Below are 13478 nucleotides of genomic sequence, written 5' to 3' on the forward strand. Positions count from 1 at the left end.
TGCTAACTGCTAACTGCTAACTGCTAACTGCTAACTGCTAACTGCTAACTGCTAACTGCTAACTGCTAACTGCTAACTGCTAACTGCTAACTGCTAACTGCTAACTGCTAACTGCTAACTGCTAACTATATCATTAACCCAATTCTCTAAAATCTTTTTTCCATCTGGAGTTAACACAGATTCTGGATGATATTGAACGCCTTTTACATCATATACTTTATGTCTTAATGACATAATTTGTCCGTTGTCGTCAAAAGATGTGGCTTCTAAACTATCGGGTAAATTTGCGTTAACAACCCACGAGTGGTATCTGCCAACTTCGAATGATTGTCCCAGGCCTTTAAATAAAGGTTCGTCTTCCACAGAAAGTGTAATTGTGGTAGAAACACCATGATATACATCTTCTAGGTTCTCTAATGAACCGCCAAATACTTCGCCAATGGCTTGCTGACCTAAACACACACCTAAAATACTTTTTGTGGGTGCGTAGGTAGCAATGATTTCTTTTAATAAACCTGCTTCATCAGGAATTCCTGGTCCTGGTGATAACACAATTTTATCAAAAGCATCAACTTCATCTAGGGTTAATTTGTCGTTTCGCTTTACTATAACCTCACAATTTAAGTCTTCTAAATAATGGACTAAATTGTATGTGAAACTGTCGTAATTGTCTATTACTAATACTTTTTTCATTTTAATGCCTGCTGAAGCAGGTATCTATTAATTAAACTATTTTCTTTCTTTCTTTCTTTCTTTCTTTCTTTCTTTCTTTCTTTCTTTCTGTTCATTTGTAAAAGCACCATTCGCTTTCAGAACTTCGTGGTTGAGGCTGCGCCTCGCATTTTCGTTCTTTTGCTGATTATTTCTGAATTTTGATGTTTTCGACTATATCGGAATTTGGGACATTAATTTTTACTAATTTTTGTTCTTTCCCAAATTGTATTTTATTTTTCACCAACTACCAACTACCAACTACCAACTACCAACTACCAACTACCAACTACCAACTACCAACTACCAACTACCAACTACCAACTACTAAATATCCTTCGCCAACTCAATCGCATTTGTCAATGCACCAAGCTTATTATATACTTCTTGTAATTCACTTTCGGCATTAGATTTTGCTACCAATCCTGCGCCAGCTTGCCAAAATAATTTATGATTCTGACTTAAAAATGTTCTAATCATTATAGCATGATTAAAATTGCCACTGAAATCCATAAAACCAATTGCTCCACCATAATAGCCTCTGCTTGTTTTTTCGTATTTCTCTATAAGTTGCATGGCTTTGTGCTTTGGTGCGCCACTTAATGTTCCTGCAGGAAATGTATCTGCTACCACTTGCATTGTATCTGTGTTTTTATGAATGGTTCCAGTTACTTTACTTACTAAATGGATGACATGAGAGAAAAATTGAACTTCTCTATAGTTTTCTACAGTGACGTTGCTTCCGTTTCTACTTAGGTCATTTCTAGCCAAATCAACTAACATTACGTGTTCGCTGTTTTCTTTGTCGTCTTTTATTAATTTTTCAGCAAGTTCTGCATCTTTTAAGTCGTTTCCGCTACGTTTAAAAGTACCTGCAATAGGATGAATCTCGGCTTTACCTTCACTAACAACCAATTGGGCTTCTGGCGAGCTTCCAAAGATTTTAAAGTTGCCGTAATCGAAATAAAACAAATATGGCGACGGGTTTATACTTCTTAATGCTCGGTAAACATTAAACTCGTCGCCACTAAATTTTTGCGAAAACTGTTTAGATAATACCAATTGAAAAACATCGCCTCGTCCACAATGTTTTTTCGCTAATTCTACATGCTCTTTATACTCATCGTCTGTAAGGTTAGAATCAATGTCGCCATTGGTGTTAAAATCGTAAGACGCATATTGTCTGGTTTGAATTAATTGCAGAATATCGTCAATGTTGTTTTCTGTGTCAAAACAATGCGCAAAAATATAGGCTTCGTTTTTTTGATGATTTATGGCAATAATATTTTGATAAACAGCATAATATACATCTGGTATTGTTGCCGAATTTTCCTTTTTTGAAATTTCTATATCTTCAAAATATTTTACAGCATCATATGAGGTATAGCCAAAAATTCCGTTATTGATAAATTTGAAATCTTCATTTGTATCGACTTTAAAGCGTTGTGTAAATTTGTGAATTTCTTCAACTACACCAACGGTTTCTACAAAATTAGATTTAGAACTACCATCAGGATAAGTTTGATGAATATTATTGTTTTCAACCTTAATAGAAGCTATTGGATTGCAGCAGATATAAGAAAAACTGTTATCGTTAGCATGATAGTCGCTACTTTCTAGCAAAATACTATTAGGAAATTTATCTCTAATTTTTAGATAAATACTAACAGGAGTGATAGTATCGGCTAATATTTTTTTATAATGTGTATATAAACTAAATGTTTTCATATCAATTTTAAATTAAAAAAGGCTTGTCGTGAATGACAAGCCTTTTTTATATATTTTTTCATAACAAGGATGGTTTCACTAACATGCGTTTGAGAAATTCCACCACCAAATATGATTTGTATTTATTTTCATAATCAAGGTCAAATATAGAAATGAATTTTGTTAATGTCAAACATTTAATTAATTTTTTGTTAATTATTAAGAGTTCCATTAGTTAGAGTATTAATTTTATGACATGAAGCAGTTTTTTTTATTCATTTTAATTATCGGTTTACCATTTCAAGATGTAAAATTGGAGGTGTATGATTATGATGGTTTAGAGCCTTTGTTACATCAAAAAGATGATAAGGTACATGTGGTAAATTTTTGGGCGACGTGGTGTGGTCCTTGTATAAAAGAGTTGCCTTATTTTGAAGCCGTAAATGAGAAATACAAAGAAGATCAAGTTGATGTGCTTTTAGTAAGCTTGGATTTTCCGAGTAAATATGAGACGGCATTAAAACCATATATTAAAAAGCATCAGCTAAAATCGAAAGTCGTGGCATTGAATGATACGGATCAAAATCGTTGGATTGCAGCGATTGATGAAAACTGGTCTGGAGCATTACCTGCTACTATTATTTATAAAGGCGATAAGCGTCAATTTTACGAAAAGTCTTTTACACAAGAGGAATTAGAAACCGAAATAAAACAATTTTTAAAAAAATAAAACTATGAAAACTTTAAAATTATTTTCTGCAGTAGTGTTAGTTTTTGCACTATCTGCTTTTACAATTAATACGAGTGATAAAGGGTATAATATTGGTGATAAAGCAACTGATTTTAGTCTTGAAAACATAGATGGTAAAATGGTGTCTTTATCAGATTATAAAGATGCGAAAGGATTTATAGTAACATTTACATGTAACACTTGCCCTTATGCAGTGGCTTATGAAGATAGAATTGAAGCCTTAAATAAAAAATACGCGTCTCAAGGTTTTCCTGTTATTGCAATTATGCCAAATAATATAGATGTAAAACCTGGTGATAACATGAAATCAATGCAAACAAGAGCTAAAGAGAAAGGGTTTACTTTTCCGTATTTAATGGATAAAGATCAAGAGATTTACCCTCAATATGGAGCGACTAAAACACCACATATTTATGTGTTAGAAAAAACAAATGATGGAAATGTTGTCAGATATATTGGTGCAATAGATGATAATTACCAAGACGCAAAGGCCGTAAAAGTGAAATATGTTGAAGATGCAGTAGATGCTTTATTGAAAGGTGAAACCATAAAAGTAGCAGAAACCAAAGCAATAGGTTGTTCTATTAAAGTGTAACGATTTAGGTGGGTTTTCGCAAGAAATATGTTAAAAATTGAATCTGGAGTGTAACACTTCAGATTTTTTTTCGTCTATATCACAAGGAAATGTTAATTTTACCTGAAATTTAATATATAATATGGCAGATTTATCACAAGACGATTGGGTAAAACAATTAGAAGCAGACAATAATGCAGTAATTTTAGATGTTAGAACAGAAGCGGAAATAAACGATGGTTTTATTCCTAATGCAATTAAAATTGACATTTACAAAGGGCAAGAATTTATAGATGAACTCGAGGCATTAGATAAATCCAAAAACTATTATGTGTATTGTAGGTCTGGTGCAAGAAGTGGTCAAGCCTGTGGTATAATGGATCAATTAGGTTTTGAAAATGCATATAATCTAGAAGGTGGATTTATGGAGTGGGAAGGTGATGTCGCTACACCAGACTAGCATAAAATAATACATTATGAAAAAGATATATACTTTACTTTGTTTGTTATTAGTGTGCAGTAGTACATATAGTTGTTTAGAAAATAAGCAAGAGGCTACTGAAGTAAAATTAGTGACTGCAGCAGAGATGCAATCTATCTTAGAGTTAGAAGACGTGCAATTGGTAGATGTGCGTACACCTCAAGAACATGAAGAAATGCATATTGCAAACTCGCAAAATATTGATTTTTCGTCGGCTAATTTTGAAGAAGATATTTCTAAATTAGATAAAAAGAAACCTGTTATTGTGTATTGTAAATCTGGAGGACGAAGCTCAAAATGCTCAAAAAAGATGAAAGATGCAGGCTTTGAGAAAGTTTACGATTTAGAAGGCGGGATTTCTAAATGGAAACATTCCGACATATTAGACATTAAAGTTAAGTCTTAAACATTCACAACCGAACACTACGTTCGGTTTTTTTATTGGTACTATTCACTTTCAAAACTCTTAAGGTTTTTATAATTTAGACGAATGTAAACAGAAGACTACAAGACTTCTATTACATTTGTAAAATAATACGTTATTTATGAACATAAAAAGAGTATTTCTACTGTGCCTATTGGCGATATCATTCAATACATTTGCTCAGGTATATGACCCAGTAAAATGGGAAACAAAAACAGAAAAAATTTCAGACACGGAGTATGATTTAATTTCTATTGCCACTATTGAAGATAATTGGCATTTGTATTCTCAGAAGGTGCCAGAAGGAGGACCAATTGCTACAAGTTTTACTTATAAAACTAATTCAGATTTTAGTGTTGTTGGGAATACTAGTGAGGAAGAAGGGCATACTATAATGGACCCTGTTTTTGAAATGAAAATTAAGTTTTTCGAAAATAAAGCGGAATTTAAGCAGCGTATCACAGTATTAAATAAAGAACTTTCTATAGTGGAAGGTGAAGTAGAATTCATGGTTTGTGATGATGAAAAATGCATGCCACCGAATTATATAGATCTCAAATTTAATCTTAAAGAAGCGCAATTAGTAGAGGATAAGCCCGAAGCGTCAGCCATTAGTTTTGGCGCTACAGAAAAGCAGATTTTTGAGCCAGTAAAATGGACTACATCAGTTGAAAAAATTAATGATACAGAATATATTTTAGTGTCAAATGCTACAATTGATGACGGCTGGAAATTATATTCTCAAGTTGTACCAGATGGTGGACCAATACCAACTGGTTTTGAGTATAAGCGCGATAGTAATGTGACTTTAGAAGGTGAAACTATAGAGGAAAAGGGAAAGGAAGTTTTAGATAAGGTTTTTGAGATGAAGATTAAGTTCTTTAAAAACGCAGCCGAATTTAGACAAAAGATTAAAATTTCAGATAAGAATATATCGTCCATGTCCTCTGAAGTAAGTTTTATGGCCTGTAATGATGAGCGTTGTTTGGCACCGACTTACATAGATTTAGAATACGATTTAACTAAAAGTGTAGCTGTAAAAAAAAACGCTGACCATTTTGAGACGCAAAAAAACGAAGATAACAAAGGGCTTTGGTCTATCTTTCTAGTCGCATTTCTTTCGGGATTTGTAGCGCTGTTAACACCCTGTGTGTTTCCTATGATTCCTATGACGGTAAGTTTCTTTATTAAACAAAGTAAATCAAAAGCTAAAGGAATTAGAAACGCTGTTATATATGGTTTATCTATTGTTATAATTTATGTTTTATTAGGAACAATTATTACGGCAATTTTTGGTGCAGATGCATTAAATGCGTTAGCTACAAATGTTTGGTTTAACCTAATTTTCTTTGTTTTATTAATAGTATTTGCAATGTCTTTTCTGGGTGCTTTTGAAATAGTGTTACCAAATTCTTGGGCTAATAAAGCGGATAGACAGGCAGATAAAGGTGGACTTGTAGGCATCTTCTTTATGGCATTGGCTTTGGCTATTGTTTCGTTTTCGTGTACTGGGCCAATTGTCGGAACGATTTTGGTAGAAGCGGCTTCTAAAGGTGGCTTAGCACCAGTAATAGGTATGCTTGGGTTTTCATCTGCTATTGCATTACCGTTTGCATTATTTGCGGCTTTTCCTGGTTGGTTAAATTCATTACCAAAATCTGGAGGTTGGTTAAATACGGTAAAAGTAGTTTTAGGATTTTTAGAATTAGCATTAGCTTTTAAATTTTTATCTCAAGCGGATTTAGTTTTACAAGGACATTTGTTGGAACGCGAAGTATTTATTGCAATTTGGATAGCTGTTTTTGGTGCATTAACCTTGTATTTGTTTGGTAAAATTCAATTGCCTCACGATTCGCCATTAAAACACATTTCAGTTGGTAGGCTAATGTTAGGATTACTTACCTTAACGTTTACAATTTATATGATTCCAGGACTTTGGGGTGCGCCTTTAAATTTAATAAGTGCATTTCCGCCACCATTAGATTATTCCGAATCGCCTTATGGAGTTGGTTATGCTAAAGGTGGAGGGTCAGCTAGTCATTCAGATTTGCCAGAAGGTGCACATTTGTTAGCGCCTCATGATATTTTAGCTTTTAATGATTATGACAAAGGGCTGGCTTATGCAAAAACCGTTGGGAAACCAGTAATGCTAGATTTTACAGGTTGGGCATGTGTTAATTGTCGTAAAATGGAGCAAAACGTTTGGGTAAAACCAGAAATTTTGTCAAAATTAAAAAATGACGTTGTACTTATTTCGCTTTATGTGGATGAGCAAATTGATTTTCCTGAAGGCGAAGCGCCAGATTCTAAATTGAGACCGGGAAAAAAATTGAGGAATAAAGGTCAAAAATGGAGTGAAATGCAAACCATAAAGTACAAAACCAATACGCAACCTTATTATGTGTTAATGGATCATAATGAAGAAAATCTTAATGAGCCTGTTGCGTATACGCCAAATTATGTTGAATATAACAATTGGTTAAAAGAAGGTATAGAAAATTTTAAGTAAAATGCGCTCAGTTCCATATTGCTAGATATTAATACCTAGTAATAATAACTTACCATGTATGTTTTATTGGTTGAAATGGTCCTGTATTTAGACTTTATAACATGATTTTTGGTGTCTTGAATATGATTGTTGCTATCAAAAAATATAAAAGACTGTCCTCGATTTACTTCTACGCGAAATATTAATTTTAATTAAAATTTAGTGGCGCATTTTTAAAATGCACAAAATATAAAACCTCCTAGGTCTTATTTACGTATGTCTTATTGTAGCTGTCGAAGTAGTTTATGTTGACAAGCTATTTATAAGTTTACTAGTCAATTAATAATGCAAACCAATCCATTAGATAAAATAAAGATTAATTTGTTCAGAATAACCACAGTTGTTATTCTGATGGGTTATTTTTTTAGTTTGATGCCTACAAGATTACACCATATTTTACATTCTATTTCTCATTATATAGATGCTTCTAGTTTGGTGTTTCAGCAAGAAGATTTAAACACTAATGATAGCAATGGAACATTAGTGGTTTTGTCTGGTTCACGGAATATTCAACATAGTCATGAGCATAATCATGAGCATAATCATAGTCATGATCATAAGCATAATGTTATAGATTTTTTAGATTTAGTTATTAATAATACGTTTAATAAAGAAAATAAGCATCAAGGAGAATCCGTTATAGATCTCAAAATTAGTAAATATAGTATGCCATATGCTAGTGGTTTGGTTATTCAGTATTTGGAAAGGGAATCATCTGAAGTTTCTCTAGAAAAACCAACATTTTTTAAAAATCGATTTCTAGATCAAAGGTTTAAACCACCTAAAGTTTAATAACGCTTTTATATTAGTTTTTCATTTTCCTATTTATGATAGGACAGGAATTTCTAAGCCTTGAATAACGTAGTTTATTCAATAAAAACAGATTATTTATTAAACGATTTAAATTAAGATGATAAAACAATTTTTAATATGTGCTATATGTTTAGCACTGTGCCCTACCGTTTTTGCACATGAAATAAACGGCACAATTTTTACAGAAAATAAAACACCTATAGCAGGTGTAAATATCTACAATCAAAACACAGGAAGTTATGCATATTCCAATGTTTCAGGTTATTATGAAATCGATGATGTGTCAGAAGGTGATGTGATTGTATTTAGTAGTTTGGGTTATAAAAATCAAGAGATAGTGGTTCTTGGTAGTCAATTAGATGCTACCATCAATTTAGTGATGTTAGTGTCTGAAGTATCCTTAGATCAAGTGGTTTTGGTTTCAAAACTTAATGTTTTAAGTCAGTTTGCTAATGTAGATGTGAAAACCAATCCTATAAAATCTGCTCAAGAAATTTTACGAAAAGTTCCAGGATTAATTATTGGTCAGCATGCAGGAGGAGGAAAAGCTGAACAGATATTTTTAAGAGGTTTTGATATCGATCATGGAACAGATATAGCAATTAGTACGGACGGAATTCCTGTTAATCTTCCTTCGCATGCACATGGACAAGGTTATGCAGATTTACATTTTGTTATTCCAGAGATTATAGATAATATCGATTTTGGTAAAGGACCCTATTATGCAGACAAAGGGAATTTTAATACAGCAGGTTATATAGAATTAAACACAAAAAAATCTATTGATGATAATCTTGTTAAAATAGAAGTAGGTGATTTTAACAGCTTAAGATCGGTTAATTTGTTTAAAATCTCAGAAGGTGAGCATAGTAGTGCTTTTATTGCCTCAGAATTGGTGTTGACAGATGGTGTGTTTGATTCGTCTCAAAATTTTAATCGTTTAAATGTTTTAGGACGCTATAATTATAATAATTATAAAGATGAAGAATTAACACTATCAATGTCTCATTTTCAAAGTCGGTGGGATGCATCAGGTCAGATTCCTACGAGAGCAGTTGAACAAGGAATTATTGGTCGTTTTGGTGCTATAGATGATACCGAAGGCGGTAATACAAGTCGGTCTAACATTTGGGTAAACCATACAAAACAATTAGACGAACATCAACAAATAAAGTCTAAAGCATTTTTATCTAAATACGATTTTGAACTGTATTCTAATTTTACATTCTTTTTAGAAGATCCTGTAAATGGAGATCAAATTAAGCAAAAAGAAAACAGAACAATTATTGGTGCAGAGAGTGTTTACAAACGTACATTTCATTTAGAAAATCATGATATGCAATTTCGTTTTGATGCAGGTGTAGGTTTTAGATATGATGATGTCAATGATGTAGAATTATCACGCACAAAAAATAGAAGTGAAACTTTAGAAAGGTTAGCCTTTGGCAATATAGATGAGCTAAATGGGTATACTTTTTTAAATGGTAATTTAAAATTTAAAAAGTGGACATTAAACCCAGGAATACGTTTAGACTATTTTAAGTTTAATTATGTGGATTTTTTATCAGAAAATTATGAAACATTAGACAAAACGGATGTTATAGTTAGTCCTAAGTTCAATACTATTTTTGCGGCTTCAAAAAAACTACAAGTGTTTGCAAAATTAGGATATGGTTTTCACTCTAATGATGCACGTGTAGTTACAGCAAGCACAGGTGAAGAAACACTTCCATATGCATTAGGAGCAGATCTAGGTTTTATATTTAAACCTGTAAATCGTTTTGTTGTAAATACCTCATTTTGGCATTTGTTATCAGAGCAAGAATTTGTTTATGTTGGTGATGCAGGTGTTGTAGAACCTAGTGGAGCATCTAAACGTTATGGTGTGGATTTTGGTTTTCAATATCAGATCACGGATTGGTTATTTTTAAATAGTGATGTGAATTATACAATTGCTAGAAGTACAGAAGCATTAGATGGACAAGATTATATACCATTGGCGCCAGATTTTACGTCTACAGGTGCATTGACTGTAAATAATTTAAACGGTTTTTCAGGAAGCTTGAGCTATCGATTTATAGATGATAGGCCAGCAAATGAAGATAACTCAATTGTAGCAGATGGCTATTTTGTTACCGATTTTAATATTAATTATAATCTTTCTAAGAGTTTCGTTGTTGGGTTCGCTATAGAGAATTTATTTAATGTAGAATGGAATGAAACGCAGTTTGCTACAGAAACGAGATTGTTTAATGAATCCGAATCTGTTGAAGAAATTACATACACACCAGGAACACCGTTTTTCTTAAGAGGTAAAATTGCTTTTACCTTTTAAGTCTTATGCTTCATTGATGTTGTATTTAACGATATGTGTGGTGCACTTTTTTTAAGAGCTTTTGAATGAAGTTAAGATTATCATAATTACAAGTGATAATCAAGATTTCATTCTTTATTCTCTATTATTAATAATAGTTTTGCAACTTATTTAATTTGAAATTAAAAATATATGAGTCAAGTAAAAGAGAATGATACTGTAAAGGTTCATTACACAGGAAAATTAAAAAGCGGACAAATCTTTGATAGTTCCTTAGAGCGTGAACCTTTAGAATTTACGTTAGGGCAAGGTATGTTAATTCCTGGTTTTGAAAAGGCGGTCGTTGATATGAAGGTAAATGAAAAGAAAACAGTTGATATTCCTATGGAGGAGGCGTATGGTGCGATAATAAAAGAACTTTTCCATAAGGTGGATAAAGCACAATTGCCACCAGAAATGGAGCCTGCAGTAGGATTAGGTCTTGCTTCGCGTGATGCACAAGGTAATGAGCATCAATTTAGAATAGTAGAGGTAAATGATGATCATGTTATTGTTGATGGTAATCATCCTTTAGCAGGACAAGAATTAGTTTTTGAGCTTGAATTAGTTGAGATAAAGTAAGCATTACATATGCGACAAGAAAAAAACCTGTGAAACTTAATTCACAGGTTTTTTCATTTGAACAAATTGCTATTAATCAAATAAGGGTAGGATTAATTCTTAATATTAGTAGCACACCAATCCTTGTATGCGTTTTCTAATTGTTCTACAATATCTGGATGTTTTTCAGAAAGGTCATTGCGTTCTCCTGGATCTGTTTCAATATTAAATAATTTAAGCGTAAGGTCATCTTTTATTGGTGGGATGTATTGAGCAGAAGGTTCGCTCTTCCAGTGGTTTTCTTTTGTGTTGGTTAGTTTCAATTGTCCTAATCTTACAGCCCAAGTTTTTTGCCATTTCCAAACGAGTAAGCGGTCGTTATCCTTAGGTTCTAATAAGTCTTTGCCATCTAAATTTTTATCCGTTAATGTTATTCCGGCAGCATGTGTTAAGGTTGGTAATATATCAGTCGCAGACACATATTGCGTTTCAATTTTGCCTGCCTCGACATGGCCTGGCCAGCTCATAGCTAAAGGAACACGAATGCCGCCTTCCCAAAGCGCATATTTGCCACCAGTTAAAGGTGCGTTGTTGGCGCCAGTAAGTGGAGATCCTCCATTATCTGAAATAAATACAATAAGTGTGTTTTTGTCTAATTCTGTTTCGTTTAACGCGTCTAATACGCGTCCAATATTGTCGTCTAAGCAATTTAAATTTGCTAAATAATATTGTCGTAAATCATCTGTGTTAATGGCTCCAATTCTAGAGTATTTGTCGTAATATGCTGCGTAGCTACCAGGTTTGTGATGGCTATATTCAAGATTGGTTTTGGGATCGTATTTGGGTATTTCTTTTACATTGTATTTGTCGAGATATTGTTTTGGTACTTCATGGATTAAATGATGTACTGCACTATAGGAAATTGTAAGGAAGAAAGGTTTATTGTGTTTGCGTTTTAAATAAGCAATAGATTCGTCTGTTAAAATATTAGTAAGATAACCGTCTTCATAGCTTTTTTCTCCCATGTTATGCATCAGAGGGCCTAAAGCGGCACTGGTGCCATAAGGATCTGGAGTTTTGTCTTGAATACTTTTTGAGTTTGCCCAATAATCATGTGCATGTGCCGAAAATCCTAAAAATTCATCATATCCATGATTTAAAGGATATTCTCTTACGTCGTATTTGTGAAAATTGCGACCTAAATCATTTTTGCCAATACGTGCAGTCGTATAGCCCACTTCCTTTAAATATTCCGGAAGTGTTTTTACATTTTCTGGTAAGCCTGGTCCCCAACTTGCGGGAATATCCCAACGAAATTGGTTTTTTCCGGTGATAATTCCGGCTCTTGATGGACTACATACAGGTGCCGTAACATAGGCTTGTGAATATACAGTGCCAGTATTACCTAATCTAGCAATGTTAGGTGTAGATACTGTGGTGTCAAAATTATCGAAAGGCTCAAAATCAGCATAACCTTGGTCGTCAACTACAATTAAAAGTATGTTGGGTTGGGTTGTTTCTTCAGTAGAGCTTTCCTTGTTCTTTTTGTTGGTATAGCAAGAAAAAAGAACAGCAAAAACGATTAAATATAAATATGGTTTCATGAAAATTAATTTATAGTTCATCAACTATAGTGACTTTAATTTCTTTTTCTTCTAGTTTTTTTCGTTTGATACTTGAAATGCCACTATCAGTGATTATTTCGTCAACTACAGAGAGGTCACAAATTCTAGCAAAACTCTTTTTTCCAAATTTAGAAGAGTCTGCAAGTACAATGACTTTTTGCGCTGCATGAAGCATTTTTTTGTTTAATTCGGCTTCTTCTAAATTGGTGGTAGATAGTCCGTATTCTAAATCGATACCATCTACACCTAAAAACAATTTGCTGCACGACACATTTTTTAAAATGTATTCGGCATAATTACCAATTACAGAAGCAGAGCTATGTCTTATGTAACCACCAAGTTGTAGGATTTCAATGTTTTTATCATTGATAAGGTGTAAAACAACATGTAAGGAAGAGGTAATTACGGTTAATTTGTTCTTTGCTTTAATGTATTTAGAGAATGCTTGTACAGTAGTTCCTGAAGCAATTAGTATGGAGTCGTTTTCTACAATTCTGCTTGCGGCTAGTTGGGCAATACCGTTTTTTTCTATTACGGAAACCTTTTCCTTGTCTAGAACAGTGCGTTCGTTTATGTAAGGGTTGTCTAATGAAGCGCCACCATGAGTTCTGTATAAGAGGCCTTTTTGTTCTAATAATTTTAAATCCTTTCGTATAGTTACGGCAGAGACATTTAGTATTTCGCATAAGTCTAGCACTTCTAAGTGTTTTTCCTTAGCTAGTCTTTCTAGTATATCTTGGTGTCGCTTCATGCGTTCTAGGTGATTTGTTATTGTCCTCGTTTTTAAAATAAAACACAAATATATTAAAACGAAAGTAAATGAAGGGTTTTGTTTCGGTATTTTTTATTTTTAAGTAAATTTTAATTTCGTTTTGTTTCATTTTGTATTATATTTTATATATTTGAAACATAATTGAAATAAATACAATA

The 13478-nt window shown here is 33.0% G+C and carries 12 protein-coding genes; 8 read left to right on the forward strand and 4 right to left on the reverse strand.

Annotated elements, in window-relative coordinates; genetic code table 11:
- Positions 1–114: 114 nt before the first annotated feature.
- The gene (locus HNV08_RS11390; protein WP_173281456.1) at positions 115–693 is read right to left on the reverse strand and encodes an anthranilate synthase component II; all 579 of its coding nucleotides are present in this window, start codon (positions 691–693) and stop codon (positions 115–117) included.
- Between the two features lie 345 nt (positions 694–1038).
- Positions 1039–2439 (reverse strand): anthranilate synthase component I family protein, encoded by a 1401-nt coding sequence (locus HNV08_RS11395; protein WP_173281457.1) that lies wholly within the window; start codon positions 2437–2439, stop codon positions 1039–1041.
- Between the two features lie 235 nt (positions 2440–2674).
- Here HNV08_RS11395 and HNV08_RS11400 point away from each other — a divergent pair, with 235 nt between their 5' ends.
- The 8 genes from HNV08_RS11400 to HNV08_RS11435 all read left to right on the forward strand — a co-directional run bounded on the left by HNV08_RS11400 (position 2675) and on the right by HNV08_RS11435 (position 10944).
- Positions 2675–3148: a TlpA family protein disulfide reductase gene (locus HNV08_RS11400; RefSeq protein ID WP_173281458.1), complete on the forward strand. Its 474-nt coding sequence runs from the start codon at positions 2675–2677 to the stop codon at positions 3146–3148.
- Between the two features lie 4 nt (positions 3149–3152).
- A complete protein-coding gene (locus HNV08_RS11405) occupies positions 3153–3764 on the forward strand; it encodes a thioredoxin family protein (RefSeq protein ID WP_173281459.1) in 612 nt (203 codons plus the stop codon).
- 121 nt (positions 3765–3885) lie between these two features.
- Positions 3886–4203 (forward strand): rhodanese-like domain-containing protein, encoded by a 318-nt coding sequence (locus HNV08_RS11410; protein ID WP_173281460.1) that lies wholly within the window; start codon positions 3886–3888, stop codon positions 4201–4203.
- A 16-nt stretch (positions 4204–4219) separates the two neighbouring features.
- Positions 4220–4630, forward strand: a complete 411-nt coding sequence (locus tag HNV08_RS11415; RefSeq protein ID WP_173281461.1) for a rhodanese-like domain-containing protein — start codon at positions 4220–4222, stop codon at positions 4628–4630.
- A 139-nt stretch (positions 4631–4769) separates the two neighbouring features.
- Positions 4770–7157, forward strand: coding sequence for a protein-disulfide reductase DsbD family protein (locus HNV08_RS11420; protein WP_173281462.1), 2388 nt, complete (start codon positions 4770–4772; stop codon positions 7155–7157).
- 324 nt (positions 7158–7481) lie between these two features.
- Positions 7482–7988: a hypothetical protein gene (locus HNV08_RS11425; RefSeq protein WP_173281463.1), complete on the forward strand. Its 507-nt coding sequence runs from the start codon at positions 7482–7484 to the stop codon at positions 7986–7988.
- 118 nt (positions 7989–8106) lie between these two features.
- Positions 8107–10344 (forward strand): TonB-dependent receptor, encoded by a 2238-nt coding sequence (locus tag HNV08_RS11430; RefSeq protein ID WP_173281464.1) that lies wholly within the window; start codon positions 8107–8109, stop codon positions 10342–10344.
- 171 nt (positions 10345–10515) lie between these two features.
- A complete protein-coding gene (locus HNV08_RS11435) occupies positions 10516–10944 on the forward strand; it encodes an FKBP-type peptidyl-prolyl cis-trans isomerase (RefSeq protein ID WP_173281465.1) in 429 nt (142 codons plus the stop codon).
- 92 nt (positions 10945–11036) lie between these two features.
- Here HNV08_RS11435 and HNV08_RS11440 read toward each other — a convergent pair whose 3' ends face one another.
- Both HNV08_RS11440 and HNV08_RS11445 read right to left on the reverse strand, forming a co-directional pair.
- Entirely contained in the window at positions 11037–12527 is a 1491-nt protein-coding gene (locus HNV08_RS11440) for a sulfatase family protein (RefSeq protein WP_173281466.1), read from the reverse strand.
- A gap of 10 nt (positions 12528–12537) precedes the next feature.
- Complete coding sequence (locus HNV08_RS11445) at positions 12538–13299, reverse strand: DeoR/GlpR family DNA-binding transcription regulator (protein WP_173281467.1); 762 nt, start codon at positions 13297–13299, stop codon at positions 12538–12540.
- Between the last annotated feature and the right edge of the window lie 179 nt (positions 13300–13478).

It is taken from the genome of Winogradskyella eckloniae, assembly GCF_013249045.1.
Lineage (GTDB): Bacteria > Bacteroidota > Bacteroidia > Flavobacteriales > Flavobacteriaceae > Winogradskyella > Winogradskyella eckloniae.